The following is a 19927-nucleotide window of genomic DNA, read 5'->3' as shown; positions in this document are numbered from 1 at the left end:
CACCATTCACTTTCTCAGCCGCGAGTGACCGGCTTGCACGGCAGCAATAGCTGCTGTGCAGGGATAACCCGTGGCAGTACGACTTCACACTGAGCGGAACCACTCCAGTGCACGGTTAAGCGTTCATCCGGATTCACGCCGGTCAACCAGGCCAGTCCGCTGTCGCTGACCATCCCCAGTTCGCGATCTTTTGCGTTATGTACCGTGGCGCCGAATGGCGGATGGCGCCCATCTTCCTGGCTGAGGATGGCCACGACCTTAGAGCCTTTCAGCACATCAAAACGACGGAACCCGATGGCCCCTTCAGTCAGGGCGAGTTCAACAACCGGCGTTCCGCCAGACTCGACATCGTCTGGCAGACGATTAACGTCAATCTCAGCGCGGGTTCGATAGTAATTTGGCACCCCAGGGATTACCGCGATGCCAAAAGCATTGGTATGGCCCTGAAAGCCCACCGGAACACCGCTTACCCCATCAGTACTGACCATCAGACGAGTCCCACCCTGTACCCCACCAGGGTGCAGCGCCACGCCTTCAGCGGTCGCGGTCATACCGCCGCTGGCGGAAATACCAAACGAGGAGTACTGGCTTTGCGCCCAGTTAAAGTTGGTGGTGACATCCGCCATATTGCCCAGGTGCGAGTAGTAGCCGCTCATCTGGCTGCGAGTTCCTTCCCCACCGCCGACGCTGTTGCCGGCGTTGATGCTGTAATAGTCGTTGTTATCCAGCCTTTGGCTCCAGCTGGCATTTTGTGTATAGCGGTCGCGGCTCATGCTGCCGTTATAGCCAACGGTTCCCGATCCAAACGGCATCGTCAGTGCGATATAGGCGCTGTCGTCCTTACGCCCGTTAAATTCACTGCGGGCGGCGTTGAGGGACAACGACAGATGCCGCCAGTCGCCGAGGTCAAAATATTTATTCAGCGACACGCTGTAGCGATCGGTTGCCGGGCGGTTCCAGTAAGTCTGATGCGACCAGTTGATGTGCGTCGACAGGCGCAGGTCTGCGAAATTTTTGGTCGCCTGGAGGGTATAAAGCTCTTTGCTGTTCCCGACGTAGCCTTCCCGATAGCGCATATCCAGATATTCACCCATGGTGAGATAGTTGCGCTCAGAAAAACGGTAGCCGGCAAACGTCACTTCACTATTGATTTCATCAAAACGTTTGGAGTAGCTCAGGCGCCAGGATCGCCCTTGCCTGTTTTTATCATCCGGGAAACGCGCGCTGGCATGAGTCACGTCAGCAGAAAGTGTCCCGAAGGCGTTCATATCACGACCTGCGCCCAACGCCAGACTGTTGTAATCCTGAGAAATGATGCCGCCGCCGTACAGCGACCACGCATTAGTAAGACCCCATGAGAGTTCGCCTGTAGCAAAGTATGGCCCCTGGGTGCTGTGGTTATAATCGCGCGGGCGACCGGTGGTCATTTTATAGCGCAGCTGGCCGGGACGCGTCAGATAAGGGACCTGAGCCGTTTCAACCGCGAATGTCTGTACGGATCCATCCTGCTCTTCAACCCGCACATCCAGGCGTCCGGTCAGCGCGCTGTTGAGTTCCTGAATACGAAACGGGCCAGCGGCAACCGTCGTTTCGTAGATGACTCTGCCCTGTTGGCTGACCGTTACTTTGGCATTGGTACGGGCAATACCGGATACTTCAGGCGCGTAGCCCCGAAGCTTAGGCGGCAGCTGGCTTTCATCGCTCGCCAGCGACAAACCGGTATAGCGCCATGAGTCAAAGAGGTCGGAAGAGAGGTAGTCTTCACCGACGGTGAGTTTTGACATCATTCCAGGTAATGCGCGATAGGCGTAGAAACGACTCCAGTCAAAATTACGTGAATTTTTATCCGAGCGGCCGGTTGTATTGTAATAGCTTCCCTGATAATCCCCCCGCAGACGCCAGGGGCCCAAATTGACACCCGTCGTACCGCTGATGCTGGCGCTTTGGCTCTGATTACCCTGACGCGGCAAGGTGACATTGGTATTCAGGTTATAGTCAACCAACATCCCGGGAATACCTTCTTCCCAGCGGGAAACAGGCAGCCACGAAGCATCCTGATATTCCAGCCAGGCCTGGGGGACCGCGATTTGCAGGGAGGATTCTGACAGATCGCCGCGCAGGACGACGCCTTCAAGAGCGGAAAAATCAGCGCAACGCCCTTCATCGAGCCACTTTACCATTTTAAGCGCGTCTTCCCGCAGACCGAGAAGCTCTACCTGCGCAGGCGTCAGACAGGTTTCAACAACCACTTCATCGCCACGGGATCTTTCAATAAAAGAGATTTCCTGGTCAGAAATACCGTGCTCATTTAAGCGCATGCTGAGCGTGTAGCTTCCGGGCATGATATAACCAGCGCGGGAAAAGCGCGACAAATCGATATTTTCCCGGTCTTCTGAGTCCAGAATATCAATATTAAACTCTACCGCCACTACCGGTGATGTAGAACCCAAAATGGCAATAGCAATGTAAATACCCAGTCGTCGCAGGTAAAAAGCTGGTGGTCTGCTTTTTTTCATTTTTTAAAATCCATTTTTCCTGGTAGAATTCACCGGTGGGAGATGTCAATTCCGGAAATAATTTAGATGAGTCTTTCATCTATTTTTATCATTCATATTTTCCGTTACTGATAGGTCACCATGAAACGAATAATTCCGTACCAGTCGCCTTCTGACAACGTTTTTCCGCCGCGTACTAACGATAATAAGTAACGTAACTCATTGTTTTCATTTTGTATCATTACGGCTGGCATCGGTATTCCATCGCGAGCCACATCGCCAGCCTGATTGTGAATACGCAGCCCAAGCCCCTGGGCCTCGCCATTGACTTTAAAAATATCCGGGCGAAATACCTCGGTTTCCCCGCTAAAGGTGATATTTACGCTTTGCCATAAGCCACCGCTGCTCCGTTCCAGTGAGCAATTCACCAGTCGTACTGAGAAGGGTTTGATGACCGCCTTGCCTTCCTGATTGAGATCGTTATACGAAATCACGCCGAATGGTATTTCCTGCCAGGCATCGTTGGTATGAATAGAACAGGCCGACTCCTGAATTTGACCATTCATCGTAACCAGACCCCGCCCCTGATCGGCTGCCAGAGACAAGGGTGATATGCTTAATAACCCACTCAAGATCAGAAAACGCGATATTTTTACCATTACTGTGCTCCTGAATATCGGGCTGCAAACGCAGCCCGAATAAAGCTACATGAGAACAGGACTCACCTTATTCATAAGCCAGGGTAAAGTTGGTCACCGCTTCAAAATCACCCGGAGTGACGTTGGTAACGGTAGAGATTTTTTCAAGGTAAGCACTAAAGCTTAGAGTATTGTTGCCAATACCCAGGCCGCGGCCGCTAGTCGGTACCAATAATTTCACGGGTTGACCAGAACCATCTTCAATACGTACGCCAGCTCCCGCAGCCTGACCGGAAATTGCCAGCATGCTCATATCTCCCGGAACATTACCGCCAGCAAAGGTCACTTTAACGGTGTTAAACAGCTGGTCGCCGTTGGAATCCGTCTCAAAAGAACAGTTTTCCAGCTCAATGTCGAACGGACGAGGAGTGGAAATACCGCCGTTATCTAAATGAGTATTGGAAATCTGACCCAGTTCAATACGCTGATCGCCGTAACCATTTTTGATTGAGCATGGTGCATCAATAATGGAACCCCAGAAAGTCACCTTGCCGCTTCCCTGATCGGCCTGAGCTGCGAAAGAGGCGACACCCATAGTGAGAACAACAGCAGATGCAATTTTGCTAATTTTCATAATACATTCCGTTATATTAAAAGTTACTGGATAACCATCCTGAAAATAACACCAGAAGATAATAACGCATATTTATGCTGACAAAACACCGCTACATCCTCTTGAGTTATGTGTATTCCTGACAGCGAAATCATACTAACTTGAAAAAGCTTGCAATTGAACATATGCATCTACCATATTGGTCATTACGAGCTAATAATTTCATTAAAAAATAATTTGCAGGATAAAATCTCGCAAAAGCAGTTTAATACGACAATGTATGTAAAAATATTACCAATAATTTATAAAAACATATGCACAACTTAAAAAAAAATTTCATCGATAACATTACGAAATTAATAAAACCATGTATTTCATGAAATTGCAAAAGATCGATGCGCTTGTGAAATATTAGGACTCATCCGTAAGAAAATTCCTAATACATATTGTAGGAAGCGAAGTTTAAAAGCTGAAAAATCCTATGAAAGGGCAGGATTTCTTTATAGAGAGGAGCGCGGAGAGGCTATATTTTACCAGTTGGTCAAAATTCCCTCTACGGAAGAAATAACCTTATAGAGATGTTGGTCATGCGATCATGATCCACAGCAATATCTTATGCGGTATCTTGCAGGGTTAGAGGAAAGGAATAACCAGGTAGCCGACTCGCTGCCGTAGTGAATCGTCAGGGTGATATCGCAGGCCAGAGAAAACCGCATACCCCTACATCAAGAGGTGTTATTTTGCCTGTTCCTTGTTATTCTGCTGAATTGTTGTCCAGGTGATTATCATTCAGCGTGATGATTCTTCAGACGCTGCCCTGGCGCTTGCCGACTCACACTCCAGACCAAAAACGCGGAGAGCGGCAACCCCATTCACACCTGCTCTGCAGGTGTTTTTTCCACAGGGAGATTAACCGTGAGATTTGCATCAGTGCCTTTCAATCAAAATCAGGTGGGATGGCCGCTTAATGAAGAAGATCTTTATCGACAGCCCTCGCTGAGCGGCGACATTAAAGCTGACTGGGTGATTATCGGCTCCGGCTATGCCGGCGTAAGCTTTGCCCGCAGGCTAGCCAACCTCAATCCGCAGCTGAACATCGTGCTCATCGACGCCGAATGCGCCGCGACCAGCTCCTCGGCGCGAAATTCCGGCTTTATCATCGGCCTGCCGCACAATATCGGCAGCTCTACCGCCGAGCTGAAAAAAGCGCAGGATTACCGCGCCCTGCTCCAGGAGGGGATCCGCCTGCTCGATGAAACGGTGACCGAGCACCAGATTGCCTGCGAATGGGAAAACGTCGGGAAATACCACTGCCAGATAGATCCGTCCAGCGAAGCCATTATGCAGGAGTATGTGGATAACCTGCAGCTGATGCAGGAGCCTTACAGCCTGCTGGACGGCGAAGCGCTGTACCAGAAGCTGGGAACCCGCCTCTACAGCAAAGGAATTTACACCCCCGGCTGTATTCTGGTGAACCCGGCGAAACTGATTGCGGGCCTCGCGCGTCATCTGCCGGAAAACGTCACGGTTTACCATCAAACCCCGGCGCTGGCTATGCGCCAGGAAAACGGCGGCGTCAGGGTGACGACGCTGCAGGGCACGATCCGCGCCGACCAGGCGATGCTGGCGACCAACGCGCTCTCCCGCGAACTCTCGCCCACCGTGAGCCGCCAGGCGTCAATGGCGACCTACGCCAGCATTACCGCCCCGCTCACCCCTGAACAGCGCCAGCGTCTGCCGGCAATGGAAAGCTGGGGATTAACGCCGGTCAATGCGATCGCCGGCGCCACGCTACGCTATACCCACGATCATCGTTTTCTGGTCCGCCAGCATGTCGATCCGGCATTGCGGGGAGTAATTACTGCCGGACAGACCGCCAGCGCCGCGCGCCAGCATCTGGCGCTGTTCCACACGGCCTATCCGCAGCTGCAGGATGTGCCGCTGGAGCGAACCTGGTCCGGGACTATCAGCGTGACCCGCAACGGCGCGCCGGTCTGGGGAGAGCTTGCGCCGAAGGTATGGACAGCCGGAGGCTGTAACGGAGCCGGGGTATCCAAACAAACCATCGCCGGGACGCTTCTTGCCGATCTGGCGATGGGGCAAGACAACCCGCTGATCGCCGCCATGCAGTCGCTCGGCCAGGCAAACTTTATGCCGCCATCCCCATTCCTGGATGTCGGCGTAGCCGGGGCGTTATTGAAAGAGCGCTATATGGGCCGTAAAGAAACGGCCATGTAGTCTCCCGGGAGGGGGACACACAGGTTTCAGCAGCATAGCTGAAACCTGTTGGTCGGTTAGTCAGGGATGGTTTCCCCTTTACGCAGGGTCAGGACTTCAAATCCATCGGCTGTAACCGCAACGGTATGCTCCCACTGCGCGGACAGCTTTTTATCGCGGGTGACCACCGTCCAGCCATCTTTTTTGGTTTTAATTCGGCTGTCGCCCTGATTCACCATCGGTTCAATGGTAAATACCATCCCCTCTTTAAGCACGGCCCCGGTCCCCGGCGCGCCATAGTGCAGAACCTGGGGATCTTCATGCATCTCTCTCCCGACGCCGTGGCCGCAATACTCTCTGACCACGCTATAACCGTTACTTTCGACATAAGTCTGGATCGCATGGCCGATATCGCCCAGCGTCGCGCCCGGCCTGACAACCTTGATCCCTTTCCACATCGCTTCGTAGGTTTTCTGCACCAGCCGACGGGCCAGCGGCGAAACGTCGCCAATCAGGTACATTTTGCTGGAATCGGCAATCAGCCCCTCTTTTTCCAGCGTAATATCCACGTTCACAATCATGCCGGATTTCAGATGTTCGCTCTCCTTTGGCATACCGTGACAAACCACTTCATTAATCGACGTATTCAGCACGTAGGGGAAATCATACTGCCCTTTGCTGGCGGGGCGGGAATGCAGATCGTTGACGATAAAATCCTCCACCCGGTTGTTGATGGCCATGGTGGAGAGCCCGGGCTGAATAAAGGTATCCAGCATGTCGAAAACCGAAGCCAACAGCTCACCTGCGCGGCGCTGTCTGGCCAGTTCGTCCGCGGTCTTAATGGGAATTGATAGCATTGATCACCTCCAGCAACCGGTCAGAGCCGGACTTGAGCATCATCAGCTTGATTTGCTGATGGTTAAGTTCGGGATAGAGTTCGCTCATCATACCCAGACGGATCCAGTACTCCGCCTGGGCGTTGACCGAACGCGACATCGCCTTACTGGCGTCACGAATATCGTCGTGCAGCAGGTCGGAAATTTTTACAATGCCCATTTATACGTACCGTAACGTTTTATATATGTTTCGTATATTACGCCACCGCGATCAAGCTGACAACGTTTGCCGTCAGAAAGCAGAAAACGGGGTTGCGGTTTTTATCACCTGCGCTAAGGCTGGTTAACGTTCACAGCCACTATCTGGATGTTCCGAGGTTCAACAACGGTGCCCTTCGTCGTCACAAATGCATTGTGGACGAAATCTCCGCTCTCTTTATCTATCAGCGCAATATGAGGTTCATCATGCAGGATATTTTTATGCCCCCACGCCATCAGGGAAAACAGGATCGGCGCCAGGCTGCGGCTTTTTGGCGTAAGGATGTACTCATAACGTTCGCGCGCCCCTTCTTCCTGATAGGGCGTTTTGCTCAGTAAACCCAGTTCCGTCATTTTCTTTAACCGGTTTGCCAGCGTCTGTTTAGGCATTTTTGTATGCGAGCGGATCGTTTCAAAGCGGGTCACGCCGTATAAAGCCTCTCTTAAAATCAACAAAACCCATTGATCTCCCAGGATTTCCGCTGCCGCAGAAAGTCCGCAAAGCTCCGGTAACAGGTACGGAACTGAATTATTTTTTGACATGTTCGTTTTCGCCCCCTAATCTGAGTATGAATTTTAGACCTAGATTACTAAGGAGAATACAATGCCCTTCGTCAATGTACAAACCATTAAAGGAATGATGAATCCGGAGCAAAAAAAAGAGCTCTTACGCCGCATGACCGATCTGATTGTCGAAATTGAAGGGAAAGGCGATCCCGAGTTCCGTCGTTCAGTCTGGGTTCGCATTGATGAGCATGAGCCGGAACAGTGGAGTCTGGGCGGCATACAGCCCACGGCTGAAGCGATCGCGGCAAAATTTTCGTCTGCTCAATAGCTCTGCAAGGTAGCGTATTTATCGATTTACGCCTCGCCCTGTCGCCGAAATGCCAGCAGCGAGGCCCGGCTTTCACCACAATGCCGGCAACAAGTCCAGCGTGTCAGCTACCAGCGCCCGCCTGTCGTTGCCTGGCTTCCAGATAGTGACCATCGTTTGGCCGATCCCCTGATTGCCGACTTCGGTGCGCAAGGTTGTGACGTTTTTCCAGCGCGCCGCATTCATGTGCGTCGGCAAGAATCCCCAGCCGCAGCCCTGTTCAAGCAGGCCGCGCAGCATCTCCAGGTCGTTGGTGAAGATGGTATGTCCTGAAATTTGCAGACGGCGGGCCACGGGCTCGTCAGTATCCGGGTGCATAATCACCTGCGGCGCCAGCGAAAGTTCCAGCAGGGATAGCGGTTGTTTAGCGCCGGGAAAAAGCGCTTCGGCGGCGTAAAAATCCATCTCGATTGCCCCTAAGGCGCGCCACTCCATAGCGTCTCCCACGCTACGATGGCGCGCCTGGCAGATCCCCAGGTCGGCCTGCCCGCTCGCCAGCAGCTTTTCCGCCTCGTCGCGCGACGCGTTTATCAGACTCAGACGAACGTTGCGCTGGGCCATAGCGCTAATCAGCCCCTGCAGCAGCGTTCTGGGGGTAAAGGGATCGTAGACCAGGGTCATGTCCTGCGTGGCGCTGTTCGGCACCGCCCTGGCAAACGCTTCAAACGCTTTCACCTGGCGCATCAGCAGGTGCGCCTGCCGCTGCAGCTGCTCACCTTCCGGCGTCAGGCGCAGGCTTCGCCCTTCGCGCAGGAACAGCGCATACCCCAGGCCATCTTCGAGGAACTCAATTAAATCGCGCAGCGTCGTCCGGTCCTTGCCCAGCTGGCGCGCCGCTTTCGCCAGGCTTTTGCACTCAACCACGGCGGTGAAGGCCTCCAGCTGGGCAAAAGAATATATCAGGCTCGGCATACGGCCCTCCATTCAGTTGTTGTGGGGGATTTTCCCCCATGATGCGTTTTTTATTATAGGCCGCGTTTTTTTAAGCTGAACACCTTCCTGAGCTGAACGAGTAAAAATATGAAAAGCAAAGTGTTTAACCCTGGCCTGCTGTCTGGCGTTGTTATCAGTCTCTGCAGCGTCCTGCTGGCGCCCGCCGCGCAGGCCGCCTGTACCGGCACCGAACTCAGCATCTGTCCCGCCCCCTTTGATGCGCCGCTTCCGGATCCCCACAACATGCTCACCTGGAGCCAGACCGACCGGGTAATCGGCTTTCGTAACGACTACCGCAATTACGCTGGCGATGTGTTTCATCACGGTAATGCCGTGCCGTTGCAGGCCGCGGCGAAACGCTTAACCGACGCAAGCTATCGGGTGAACGGCCAAACCTGGAATCTGCAGGATTACCTGCGGCGCCAGAACATCAGCGGCATGCTGGTGCTGAAAAATGGCAAAGTGGCCTGGAAATATCTGGCAGAAGGCAATACCGACACCACTCTCTGGACATCGCGCTCGGTGGGCAAATCCGTGGTTGCCACCCTGGTGGGCGTGGCGATTAAACAGGGCAAAATTCACTCGCTCGACGATCTCATCACCCAGTATGAACCCGACCTGAAAGGCACCGCCTGGGACGGTGTGACCCTGAAGCAGCTGATTAGCCACACCTCCGGGGTGGCGTGGAATGAGGACTACACTAATCCGCAATCGGACTTCGCCCGGCTTACCGAGTGTGAAGCCAGACCCGGCGCCTATGACTGCGTACGTCAGTTGGTGTCCGGCCTGCGCCGCGCGCATCCTGCCGGCGAGAACTGGTCTTACTCCTCCGGCGGCGCATGGCTGCTGGGGGATGTGCTGGAACGCGCCACCGGCATGACGCTGGCGGCATATCTGGAAAAAAGTATCTGGCAACCCTACGGTATGGCGAGCGACGGCGTGTGGCATGCCTACACAAAAGGTGAGCACGATGTGGGCGCGCACGGCTTTAACGCCACGTTAGAGGATTGGGGGCGCTTCGGTGAGTTCATTCTGCATAACGGCCTGCTGCCGAACGGCGAGCAGATCTTGCCGGAAAACTGGGTTGCCGAGTCATCACGCTGGACTCGGGCGGCAGGCTCGGTGTCCGCGGCGCATCCACACGGTATTTACGGCTACCAGTGGTGGAACAATGAAGTGCCGGCCAATGCGGCCAATGTTGAACCTGCTCCCCAGGCATCCCTTCAACATTCGCTGTGGGCGCTGGGCATTTTTGGTCAGATGATAATGGTTAATCAGGCGGAAAATCTGGTCATCGTCCAGTGGTCGACCTGGCCGCAGGCTGAGCCCGCCTTCAGCGCCCAACCGCTGGAAGCCTCGCTGATGTTTAGCGCGATAGCGAAGGCACTGCATTAACGCCGGTCTGGATCCCGTCGGTACTGAGCGCCTGAATCAGGGGCCTGGCACCGTCGCCGGCGGCAGAACGTTCACGTTTACCCATAAGCTCCCCGTCCGCTCCAGGCCAGAGCGGACGGGAGGCGTGAAGGTTAATCGACTCTACATACCACGGTGGCATGATCCCACCATGCGTTCTCATTAATATTCACCTCAAGAACCGTAAATTGCTCCGCCCGAATCTCGTCCAGCAGGGCCTGGAGCGGTCGCAACGTACGCCAGGGTTTGCCCTCTTTAAGTAAATGATGGCGAATAGGATCGTACGCGAGAATATCCTCGGGATGACGCGGGGTTCCGCACATGGAGCCGATCACCAGTCGTCCTCCGGGTTTCAGTAATCTTCTGACTTCGGCAAAGCAGAGGTGGCGGCCATCGTCAATCAGGCAATGCACACAGCTGCCATCAACAATGAGCTCAAACGTCGCATCCTGACACTGATGAATATGGCGGACATCTCCGACAAAAAAATTTGCCGGGAGACCCGCTTGCTGAAAACGATTTTGTGCCCATCGGATCGCGGTTTCGGACCAATCTATCCCCCACACCGAATAGCCTCGTTCCGCAAAATACTGCGCGGCCATCGCGCCATTCCCGCACCCCAGTTCAAGGACAGGCGCGCCGGGTTGGGGGAAATAGTGCTGTAAGTGAAGCCAGCTAAAAACGCGCTCCTGCTGTTCTTTGGCCCGGGAATAACCTTCGCCAGCCCAGGCGATAGCGCCATTTGCCAGCAACTGCCGATACTCTTTTTCATAGCGGTTCATAATTAAGACGCCTTTGTCAGCAGCAACGCTCGTCACTTTACGCGCGGTAGAGGCAGGAGAAAAACCAACCGTCAGACACGCTCCGTCATCTCAGGCAGCAATTGTTCAATCACGTCGATAATACTTCTTACCCGCGGTGGGATAAAGCGGGCGTCAGGATAGACCGCATAGAGAACGCGATCGGGTAATCGCCAGGCGGGTAATACCGGTACCAGCCTGCCGGACTGCAAAGCGTGGGCCGCAAGGGGTAACTGCATGCCGCCGATACCGATGCCGGACTCTAACGCCTGCAGCAGCGCTTCGCTGGTGTTAGCCCGAAACACGGTATTGACTTTCATATCAACCGTTTTATCACCCGAGACCAGCCGCAGCGGCGCGTCCTGCGCGATGCCGCTGAACCGCACGTGCGGGTGGGCGGCCAGCTCGCTGACGGCATGCACCGTTTTAAAACCGGGGGCGGCAAAGAGCGCAGTTTCAATACGCGCCAGCACGCGCGCCGCACTCCCCGGCGGCGGTTCACTGCTCAACCGCAGCGCGACATCCACTCCTTCAGCAACCAGATCGGCAATGCGGTCATCAAGAGAAAGCGTCAGACGCAGCTCGGGGTGCATTTTCTGCAGCGCCAGCAGATGCGGCAAAAAGAGCTGCCCCAGGCCGCTCGGCAGCTGCACGTGCACCCGGCCTTGCCACTGGCGATCGGTTGGCTGTAAGCGCCTTTCCGCTTCATACATCGCTTCCAGCAAAAGCTGCATATCGCGCCGGTAAATCTCTCCCTGCTCGGTCAGCGCCATCGCACGCGTGGTTCGGTGCAGCAACACCACCCCAAGCTCCTCCTCAAGCGCCGCGATCTGCTGACTGACGGCGGATTGTTTCATTCCGCACTGGCGGGCTGCCGCTGAAAAGGATCCCGCTTCTACCACGCGCAGGAAGGTGGCAATGGCGTTGAGCTTATTATTCATTTAATGATTCTGCTTATAAGTGCCATCAGTTTTACGGGATATGCGTGAAAAAAATAATATACCACACTGCCTCTGTCACCCACCCTGGAGAAGCAACGTGAATAAGATACCGCAACCCAAAATCGCCCTGGTCGCCGGCGCCAGCGGCATTATTGGCAGAGAACTGGTGAAAACGCTGTTACGCAATCGCTGGGAGGTTATCGGCCTCAGCCGCCATGCATCGTCCCACCCGGAAAACATTCCCTTCATTCACGTCGATTTACTGGATGCGCAGCACAGCGCGCAAAAACTGCATTCGCTCAACGGCGTCACCCACATTTTTTACAGCGCATGGGCCAACGCCGGGAACTGGGCGGAAATGGTTGAACCGAACGTCACCATGCTGCGCAACCTGGTCAGCAACATCGAGCAAACCGCACCGCTACGGACGGTAAGCCTGATGCAGGGATACAAAGTGTACGGCGCGCATCTTGGTCCGTTCAAAACCCCGGCGCGTGAAAGCGATCCCGGCGTACCCGGGGCCGAATTTAACGCCGCTCAGCTCACCTGGCTCAGCCATTTCCAGCGCGGAAAAACGTGGCGCTGGAACGCGATCAGGCCGGGCGTGGTCGGCAGTACGGTGCCCGGCAACGCCATGAATCTCGCACTCAGCATCGCGATCTATGCTTCGCTATGTAAAGCGCAGGATCTACCGCTGCGTTTCCCCGGTTCGGAAAAAACCTGGCACAGCATTGTCGATCACACGGACGCCGGGTTGCTGGCTGATGCCACGCTCTGGGCCGCGACCTCGCCAACGGCGCAAAACCAGGCGTTCAACGTCAATAACGGCGACATCTGGCGCTGGTGCGAGCTGTGGCCGCGCATCGCGAGCTGGTTTGAACTGGCATCCGCCCCGCCGGTCAGACTGTCATTTAACCAGCTGTTTGTGGATTACCGCTCGCACTGGCGCGAACTGGCCGGGCAGAGTCTGGTGGAAGCGGACATCTTAAGGCTCAGCGACGGTAAATTTGCTGATTTCGTCTTTGGCTGGAACTACGACATGTTTGGCGATGGCAGCAAACTGCGCCGGGCGGGCTTCACTGAAATGCAGGCCACCGACGACATGTTTTTCCGCCTGTTCGCTCAGCTGAGAGCCGCGCGGATTATCCCCTGAAACAGCATGCTTTAACCGTCAGCCGGCGTCGCGCGAGCAACCCACGATTCAGTTTTTCGCCTCTTCCTCGCGCGCTCTGGTATCCGGGGTAATGATTATTCCAGGACGTAAAAAAGCCGGGTTCTCCCGGCATCATGATTTACCAACCATTTTCTGCGTATAAATACAAAACGTAGTGGATGATATTACTCCAAATTGCAGCATCCTTATGCTTCTGATGATTTCAGAGTACAGAAAGGTATCCGCTTCGATACGCTGGCAAAAATCTGCCAGGCGCTGGAGTGCCAGCCAGGCGATATTCTCGCCTGGGAGGCGGATTAACGCCCTTTCTCGATCGTGCAGGCCCACTGCTGGCTCATGCTGCTCTGGCTGGTGGCGATTTGCAGCGACAGGCTGGCGTCAAGGGTATGCGTGACGCTGTATTCAAGCACCACATCATCCAGATCGCGGGCGACGCGCTCAATGCGAAACAGAGCCTGGCCGGGTTCAATATTGAGCAATCCCGCCGTGCGGCTATCGCAGCTCACCGGCGTATAGCGTTCCGTGGCGTTGGCCGGCGAGTAGCCGAACGTTTCCCGCAGCTGCTTATACAGCGATCGGCTGCCGTCCACGTGGCTCAGATCGTTATAGATACGGCCATTAAGCCAGGTCAGCACATGGCCAACCGGCCGGTCGCCCTGCACTAACAGCCGCTCCAGACGCATCAGCTGGCAGCCTAAATCCAGCCCCATTTGCTCCGCCACCTGGCGGTCGGCCATGGTCGAAATCAGCGACAGAACTTCCACGGCTATCTCCCCCGGCGGAGCAAAGGTGGTCAGTACGTCCGGGAGGTCGGTGTAGTATTTCTGCAGCGCATCGCGGTTAATAAACGTCCCTTTACCCTGTTCGCGGTACACCATGCCAATACTGGCCAGCGAATCTATCGCCTGTTTAATGGTACCGCGCGCGACCTTAAACTCCCCGGCGAGCAGCAGTTCGCCCGGGAGTTTATCGTCATAGGTAAAAGAGAGGATCCGCTGCAGGATAACGTCTTTTATCCTTAAATAGAGAGGGAGTCCATCCGACTCAAACATACTTGTGCTCCAACTCAGAGGTAGTGTATCTGGCTCCTGTAAGCGCTAAGTATATCCTGATTTATCTCCTGATTACCGTCTATGTTTGCGCTGGCGAGAATGGGCGGCGTGCGCGCATTTTCCAGCATGATTTCGCAAATACGTAATACCAGGCTGTTGGCGATAGTCGCGCCCATGATGGTGGAGAGCGGCGCGGCTTTCTGCGCCATCCCCGGCAGGCTCACCGCCGCATCGCCATATTCGCAGTGGTTATCAATGGTGATATCGGCCACATCCACCAGCAGCTTGCCGCTGGAGTGGCGCGACGTGACGCGCGCCGCCGTCGCCAGGCTGGTAATCGCGATAACCGTTGCGCCGCAGGCTTTCGCCGCCAGCGCGACGTCAATGGTAATGGCATTCCGCCCGGAAACCGAGTGGATCAGCAGCGTATCTTCAGCCCTTAGCGGCGACTGCTCCACCAGTACCCGGCCGAGGTTTTCCACATTTTCCACCGCGCTGGTGAGGGTTAACGGCCTGACGTTAAGCATTAGCGCAGGGGTAAAAAGCGGATTGATGATGGCCAGACCGCCCGCGCGATAGCTCATCTCCTCCGCCAGAATCCCGGCGTGGCTGGCGCCAAAGACGAAGATGTTGCGCTGCCCCATAATGCTGTGGGACATGATTTCCGCCGCCCGGGTGAGTTCATCGGGGCGCTGCTCAAGAAAAGCCAGCTTCTGGCGGATCTGACTGTAGTACTGTTTCAGGGCCTGACTCATAGACTTCCTCCCGATATCAGAACGCCAGCAGGCGGGTCAAAAGATGAATGACTGGCGCGAGGACAAACATATCGCTGTCGCCTGCCCATAGCGCGGTATCCGGGATCGTATTGTCGATAAAGCCGGTGACGCAGAAATACTGCCCCCAGGCGACCACGGTCGAGGTGATAAACCCCGCCAGCAGAGCGCCTTTATAGCCTCCGGTAATATTGCCGAAGACCCCCGCCGTACCGGCGTGAAAGAAAATCACAATCATGCTGGGAATAAAAACGTAGCCGGTATAGCGGCCGATCAGGGTCAGCCACAGCAGCGAGCCGACGAAAGCGCCGACAAACCCCAGCACCACCGCGTTTGGCGCAAAGTTAAACAGTATCGGGCAGTCCAGCGCCGGTTTTGCGCCGGGCACCAGCCGCGATCCGATGCCGTTAAACGCCGGCACCATTTCGCCAATAAACATCCGTACGCCGAGCAGCACGACGGCAATGCCGCCGGTAAACATCAGCGATTGTTTGAGGGCATAGATGTAGAAGCTCAGGTCGCCGGATTGCGCCAGGATCTCCGCCGCTTTCGGCGTACCTTTAATCTGCAGAATAAAGGTGCCAATAAAGAACAGCAGCGCCATGGTCAACGCCGTCACCACGTTGGAGTCGCGCAGAAAACCCAGCTTTTTAGGGACTTTGATATCTTCGGAGCTGATTTTGTTGCGGGCGAAAATCTGGCCAAAAATCGCCCCCAGCAGCGCGACGGAGGCGGAAGTATGCCCCAGCGCCACGTTGTCGTTGCCGGTGATTTTTCGCACCCAGGGCTGAACCAGCGCGGGCTGTAGGGTCCAGTAGAGCCCCATAATCACCGTTAGCATCAGCGTCAGCTGCACCGCTGAAATAGCGGGATCGGTGTTCACCATCACCCCGGCAAAGATCATCGTCGTCCAGAACATCATATGTCCTGTCAGGTAGATGTATTTAAAGCGCGTCAGCCGGGCCAGCAGCAAATTGATGGCGAATCCGCCGGCAATGGCGATGGTCACGCTGCTGCCGTAGCGTTCGCTGAAGCGCGCCTGGCCGATAATATTGGTCAGGTTCATGGAGCTGAGACCGAAAACTTCGGTCCAGATCGGCTGAAATATCAGCAGCGCGGAGACGATAATCCCGGCCCCCGCGCCGATGATCAGAAAGCCCAGAATGCCTTTCAGGGTGCCGGACACAATGTCCGCCAGCGATTTCTTTTGCAGCACTAGCCCCAGCAGCACAATCAGGCCAATTAAGATCGACGCTTCACCAAATATATTGATGGTGATCCAGCGCAGCACGCCAAGAAACTCGCTCATGACGGCTCTCCTGCGGGCAGAATTTTCGCCTGGGTCAGCGCCGCGGTGATTTCGGCGTTATCGATATAGTTGTTCACCACCACCACCGGACAGGACAGATGCTTAAGGTTGTCCACCAGCTCCGCGTTGGTTATCACCACATCGGCGTTGGCCGAAGCGGCGGAAGAGACATCCATATGTTCCACGGAGGCCTGAATCCCGTGCTGTTTTAACACCGCCTCAACGTTCATTTTTAAAATCAGGCTGGAGCCCATACCTAAACCACAGACTGTCAGAATTTTCATCGCTATTCACTCCGTGTTCATCACGCTACAAACGCTGCGAGCCGCTGGCTAACAGCCGATAAAGTTGTTCTGGATCGTTCGAATGCATCAGGGTATGCAGGTTATTTTCATCGCTGAGTACGGTCACGATATGCTGGATAAGGTGGATATGCGCATCGCTGCTGGTTGCCGAAAGCCCCAGCACCACCTGCACCGGGTCGTTTTCCGCATGACCAAACGCCAGCGGTTCACGCAGCCTGACCGCGCTGATCTGCGCTTTCATCGCCCCCTGCTCCGGGCGGGCATGCGGCAGCGCCAGCCCGGGGGCAATGACAAAATAGGGGCCCAGCTCGCGGTAGCTATCGACCATTGCCTGGACGTATTGCGGGCTACAGGCTCCCGCACGGCACAGCGCGTTCCCCGCCTCGCGGATGGCCTCCTCAGGGGTAGCGGCCGGGCAGTCTACACGTATCGCCTGACGCTCAATCATCGGAGGCTCCTTGGGTTAGGTGATGACGGATAGAGGCAAGCGTGGTCGCCAGCGCCCGCTGGACGAACGCGCGCCCTTTCTCTTCGCTGGCGGCAGTTGGATCGCCCAGCACCGCATAGTCAGAAAACTCGGTCCAGGGTATCGGCTGATAGCGAAAATTGTTCGGGAAAGCCGGATAGTGCGCGCGGGCGTTGGTCATGGTGACGAACTCCGGCGCCAGCGCCAGCATCAGCGAGGTTTCGACCTCATCAGCATGCATATAGCCGGGGTAAGCCACCGCGGTGGTTTGCCGTCGTTTTACCTCCTCATCCATCCCCGCCCAGCTATAGCTAAGCAAGGTAATACCCTGCTCTTTTAGCTGCCGGGAGGCCGCTTTCATCGCATCAAAATTGCCGTAATGCGCGTTAATCACCGCCGTGGTGGTGATACCGTAGCTGGCCATGTTTTCCGCCAGCGACACCAGCAGCGACGTCAGCCGTTCATGACCGATATCAATCGCGCCCGCGTGGCCGCGCAGGGACCAGACCTGGCTGTAGGAAACGACCGGCAGGCTCAGGGCGCACTCGCCCAGCTGCTCGTCAAGCAGCGCGCAAAACCGCTCGGCCAGCAGGTTATCGGTATCCAGCGGCAGGTGGTCGCCGTGCGGCTCGACGGCGCCGAGCGGCAATAAGGCGATCCGCGCCTTTTGTAACGCCCGCCGGGCCTCGCTTTCGTTTAAACGATGCAGCTTCATAACATCTCCTCAGGCAAAAGCGAGGTAACGCGCCGGGTTGTCGACGAAGAAATCATGCAGCAGCGCTTCGCCGTCAAACCCGGCTTCCCGGGCCTCGTCAATGAATCTTGGCCGCCAGTCGCTAAGGATAAATTTCAGCCCCAGCCCCCCTTTGCCGTAATGCGCGCTCATGGATTTACGGGCAAAATCGCCGCCGATTAAGATCTGCTTTTGATAACCGCGCTGGCAGAGCGCCAGGATGGCCTGGGTACGGATGTGCTCGGGATGATATTTGATGCGGCTGATACCGTCGAAAGAGAGAAACGCCCCGGTGTTGGCGATCTGACGGTGCAGCCAGGGATCGGGGTTACGATCCATATGAGCAAAACATAAGCGGGAGAGATCCAGCCCCCATTTTTTAAAGAGCTGCGCCTGCTCGAGTCCCATCGTCCCCATTTCCGTATGGCTGTGCATCGGCGCCCCGGTGCGCTGCTGGGCGCGAACGATAACCTCCATGGTTTTTTGTTCCAGAGGGGAAATGGCGTTATAGCCGGTACCGCATTTCACCACGCCGGCCCGATGTTCGGTGCCCTCTATCCCCTCAGTGACCTCGCGACAGACATGTTCAACCAGTTCATCAACGTCTGAATGTGCAATCCACTCGGCGAAAGTCTGCGCGGAGCCCGGCCGCTTGCTGCTCCACAGAAAGCCTTTGTTAAAACCCGCAGTGGCGATAATGTGCAGCTGCTGGCGCTGCGCCATGGCGGCGACGGCTGCGGCCTGACGACCATAATCCGGCGCGGTGGCGTCGTAGATGGCGTTACCGCCCGCCCGGCGGAAGTCGCTTAATTCACGCTCTGAAGCCTGCGGATCGTCGAGTAACAGATCGTCATCCTGACGCTCGGCCCAATAGGGCGGAATACAGTAGATATGGTCGTGGCTGTAGGTGACGCCCAGCTGATTAGCGGAAATATCCCCGTTTAACGTTCGAATGATGCCCATGTTTCTTGCTCCCCGGAACGGATAAGAAGGTGCTTTCAACATAGGCGCGCCCCACTTGACCAGTCAAGTGATCAAGTTCGCATCCGTCATATAAAATTTCTATCTGTGAGCTCGGTAGATATTTAAAACGCGATAAGAGCGCACTACGCGACTGACTTCCAGGAAACAGAAATTATATCTGTAAGAGGATCGTGACGGGGACGGTATAAAGCTTTTCATACTTCGGTGAAAATTACGGCTGACGCTGGCTGCTATAAAGGGAATGGTAAAAATACCTTTCATGCTCCCGAACGTTCCCGTAATAAAACACTACCTAAAGGTTATGCCAGTGACTTCACGGACAAACAGGATGGGACTGAATTATTTTCCCTTTAACCATCGGAAGCTTTCGCTGGATAAAATTCAAAAACGGGATTTAATGAACACGATCAAGGAGCAGTGATGTTCTACAGGAATGAAGTGATCAGTTATTTACAGACGAATAAAATTCTTGCGTTAAAACTCGACCGTGCCTTAACGGGCGTCGAAAAAGCGGTATCAAATCAGATTGAAAGCATAGGCGCAGGCGCGATGCGTATGCTGTATTATACCTCCTGCTTTACTGATGAGTATCAGGATGTATGCCAGCAACAAAAAAACGAAGACCTTCGATTTAAACAAGGTGTTATTTATTTGTTGCGACATGGTAATCTCGTGTATGACTTGCTAAAAATATATTTTGAACAAATATTCAAATTTAAAACCAACGATCAATTGGAATACATTAAAAAAAAGCTTATGGCGGTTAATATCCATATTGCCGCCAGTTCACTGACAAGCGCGGGATTTGCTTTAGCAACAGCATCATTTGTCGCAGTAGGCACAAGACTCAGTCTTGAGTTCAGCGCACTGGCAGGGCAAAAAGCAGGTGGGATTGTAGGCGCTATTGCCATATACGGCGTTGTCCAGAAAGCGGTTAATAGTGCACATCGTCTTCACATGACTTATCCTGCTTACTACTCAGCGCTATACGCGAAAGAGCTGGAAATGATGTATTTTCTGATAGAACCTTTGTTTGAACGCGCCGAGACGTTTAAAGCACAATGGGTATCGGATGATGAAATTGCAGATATCATCAGGAGGATGATCCAATAA

Annotated in this window: 22 protein-coding genes; 6 read left to right on the top strand and 16 right to left on the bottom strand. The window is 54.7% G+C overall.

Annotation, left to right across the window (positions count from 1 at the left end; genetic code table 11):
* Window positions 1-14 precede the first annotated feature (14 nt).
* From SIK97_RS23255 to SIK97_RS23245, 3 genes are all read right to left on the bottom strand, one after another.
* A complete protein-coding gene (locus SIK97_RS23255) occupies window positions 15-2516 on the bottom strand; it encodes a fimbria/pilus outer membrane usher protein (protein ID WP_057173826.1) in 2502 nt (833 codons plus the stop codon).
* Window positions 2517-2620: 104 nt separating this feature from the next.
* Window positions 2621-3154, bottom strand: coding sequence for a fimbrial protein (locus SIK97_RS23250; RefSeq protein WP_057173825.1), 534 nt, complete (start codon window positions 3152-3154; stop codon window positions 2621-2623).
* 67 nt (window positions 3155-3221) lie between these two features.
* Window positions 3222-3767 (bottom strand): fimbrial protein, encoded by a 546-nt coding sequence (locus SIK97_RS23245; protein WP_057173824.1) that lies wholly within the window; start codon window positions 3765-3767, stop codon window positions 3222-3224.
* A gap of 894 nt (window positions 3768-4661) precedes the next feature.
* Between SIK97_RS23245 and SIK97_RS23240 the strand changes: the two genes are divergently transcribed.
* Window positions 4662-5984: an NAD(P)/FAD-dependent oxidoreductase gene (locus tag SIK97_RS23240; protein ID WP_057173823.1), complete on the top strand. Its 1323-nt coding sequence runs from the start codon at window positions 4662-4664 to the stop codon at window positions 5982-5984.
* Window positions 5985-6040: 56 nt separating this feature from the next.
* Here SIK97_RS23240 and map read toward each other — a convergent pair whose 3' ends face one another.
* The 3 genes from map to SIK97_RS23225 form a co-directional block, all read right to left on the bottom strand.
* The gene (gene map / locus SIK97_RS23235) at window positions 6041-6820 is read right to left on the bottom strand and encodes a type I methionyl aminopeptidase (RefSeq protein WP_057173822.1); all 780 of its coding nucleotides are present in this window, start codon (window positions 6818-6820) and stop codon (window positions 6041-6043) included.
* On the bottom strand, window positions 6801-7019 hold the full coding sequence (locus tag SIK97_RS23230; protein WP_004102160.1) for a ParD-like family protein: 219 nt from the start codon (window positions 7017-7019) through the stop codon (window positions 6801-6803). Before SIK97_RS23230 ends, map begins: the two co-directional genes overlap by 20 nt.
* A gap of 113 nt (window positions 7020-7132) precedes the next feature.
* The gene (locus SIK97_RS23225) at window positions 7133-7600 is read right to left on the bottom strand and encodes a winged helix-turn-helix transcriptional regulator (protein ID WP_004120213.1); all 468 of its coding nucleotides are present in this window, start codon (window positions 7598-7600) and stop codon (window positions 7133-7135) included.
* Between the two features lie 61 nt (window positions 7601-7661).
* On the opposite strand from SIK97_RS23225, the gene SIK97_RS23220 reads away from it, so the two are divergent.
* Window positions 7662-7892, top strand: coding sequence for a tautomerase family protein (locus SIK97_RS23220; protein ID WP_057173821.1), 231 nt, complete (start codon window positions 7662-7664; stop codon window positions 7890-7892).
* Between the two features lie 72 nt (window positions 7893-7964).
* On the opposite strand, the gene SIK97_RS23215 is transcribed toward SIK97_RS23220, so the two are convergent.
* Complete coding sequence (locus tag SIK97_RS23215; RefSeq protein ID WP_025106299.1) at window positions 7965-8843, bottom strand: LysR family transcriptional regulator; 879 nt, start codon at window positions 8841-8843, stop codon at window positions 7965-7967.
* Between the two features lie 108 nt (window positions 8844-8951).
* Between SIK97_RS23215 and SIK97_RS23210 the strand changes: the two genes are divergently transcribed.
* Entirely contained in the window at window positions 8952-10259 is a 1308-nt protein-coding gene (locus tag SIK97_RS23210; protein WP_057173820.1) for a serine hydrolase domain-containing protein, read from the top strand.
* Window positions 10260-10390: 131 nt separating this feature from the next.
* On the opposite strand, the gene SIK97_RS23205 is transcribed toward SIK97_RS23210, so the two are convergent.
* Both SIK97_RS23205 and SIK97_RS23200 read right to left on the bottom strand, forming a co-directional pair.
* The gene (locus SIK97_RS23205; RefSeq protein WP_047723799.1) at window positions 10391-11059 is read right to left on the bottom strand and encodes a class I SAM-dependent methyltransferase; all 669 of its coding nucleotides are present in this window, start codon (window positions 11057-11059) and stop codon (window positions 10391-10393) included.
* A 71-nt stretch (window positions 11060-11130) separates the two neighbouring features.
* Entirely contained in the window at window positions 11131-12018 is an 888-nt protein-coding gene (locus SIK97_RS23200; RefSeq protein ID WP_057173819.1) for a LysR family transcriptional regulator, read from the bottom strand.
* Window positions 12019-12115: 97 nt separating this feature from the next.
* On the opposite strand from SIK97_RS23200, the gene SIK97_RS23195 reads away from it, so the two are divergent.
* A complete protein-coding gene (locus tag SIK97_RS23195) occupies window positions 12116-13171 on the top strand; it encodes an SDR family oxidoreductase (RefSeq protein WP_025106295.1) in 1056 nt (351 codons plus the stop codon).
* A 195-nt stretch (window positions 13172-13366) separates the two neighbouring features.
* The gene (locus SIK97_RS23190) at window positions 13367-13492 is read left to right on the top strand and encodes a helix-turn-helix domain-containing protein (protein ID WP_032694962.1); all 126 of its coding nucleotides are present in this window, start codon (window positions 13367-13369) and stop codon (window positions 13490-13492) included.
* Here SIK97_RS23190 and SIK97_RS23185 read toward each other — a convergent pair.
* Genes SIK97_RS23185 through SIK97_RS23155 form a run of 7 tightly spaced genes read right to left on the bottom strand, consistent with a single transcriptional unit; the run spans window position 13489 to window position 18793 of the window.
* Entirely contained in the window at window positions 13489-14244 is a 756-nt protein-coding gene (locus SIK97_RS23185; RefSeq protein ID WP_047723797.1) for a GntR family transcriptional regulator, read from the bottom strand. The two genes, SIK97_RS23190 and SIK97_RS23185, sit on opposite strands and share 4 nt — an antisense overlap.
* A 14-nt stretch (window positions 14245-14258) precedes the next feature.
* Window positions 14259-14999 (bottom strand): sugar isomerase domain-containing protein, encoded by a 741-nt coding sequence (locus tag SIK97_RS23180; RefSeq protein ID WP_057173818.1) that lies wholly within the window; start codon window positions 14997-14999, stop codon window positions 14259-14261.
* 16 nt (window positions 15000-15015) lie between these two features.
* Window positions 15016-16326 (bottom strand): PTS ascorbate transporter subunit IIC, encoded by a 1311-nt coding sequence (locus SIK97_RS23175; RefSeq protein ID WP_057173817.1) that lies wholly within the window; start codon window positions 16324-16326, stop codon window positions 15016-15018.
* A complete protein-coding gene (locus SIK97_RS23170) occupies window positions 16323-16610 on the bottom strand; it encodes a PTS sugar transporter subunit IIB (protein ID WP_004851015.1) in 288 nt (95 codons plus the stop codon). The genes SIK97_RS23175 and SIK97_RS23170 overlap by 4 nt, the downstream gene beginning before the upstream one ends.
* A 25-nt stretch (window positions 16611-16635) precedes the next feature.
* Entirely contained in the window at window positions 16636-17079 is a 444-nt protein-coding gene (locus SIK97_RS23165; RefSeq protein WP_014229418.1) for a PTS sugar transporter subunit IIA, read from the bottom strand.
* Complete coding sequence (locus SIK97_RS23160) at window positions 17072-17812, bottom strand: creatininase family protein (RefSeq protein WP_047723795.1); 741 nt, start codon at window positions 17810-17812, stop codon at window positions 17072-17074. The genes SIK97_RS23165 and SIK97_RS23160 overlap by 8 nt, the downstream gene beginning before the upstream one ends.
* Before the next feature lie 9 nt (window positions 17813-17821).
* Window positions 17822-18793: a phosphotriesterase gene (locus SIK97_RS23155; RefSeq protein WP_004851020.1), complete on the bottom strand. Its 972-nt coding sequence runs from the start codon at window positions 18791-18793 to the stop codon at window positions 17822-17824.
* Window positions 18794-19234: 441 nt separating this feature from the next.
* Here SIK97_RS23155 and SIK97_RS23150 point away from each other — a divergent pair, with 441 nt between their 5' ends.
* Window positions 19235-19927 carry a hypothetical protein gene (locus tag SIK97_RS23150; RefSeq protein ID WP_057173816.1) on the top strand — a complete coding sequence of 231 codons (693 nt, stop codon included), beginning with the start codon at window positions 19235-19237 and terminating at the stop codon, window positions 19925-19927.

This window comes from Klebsiella sp. JN_Kp126 (genome assembly GCF_033843325.1).
Classification (GTDB): Bacteria; Pseudomonadota; Gammaproteobacteria; order Enterobacterales; family Enterobacteriaceae; genus Klebsiella; species Klebsiella michiganensis.
Note: the sequence above shows the minus strand (reverse complement) of the source record. Positions and strands in the feature narration are given on the sequence as shown.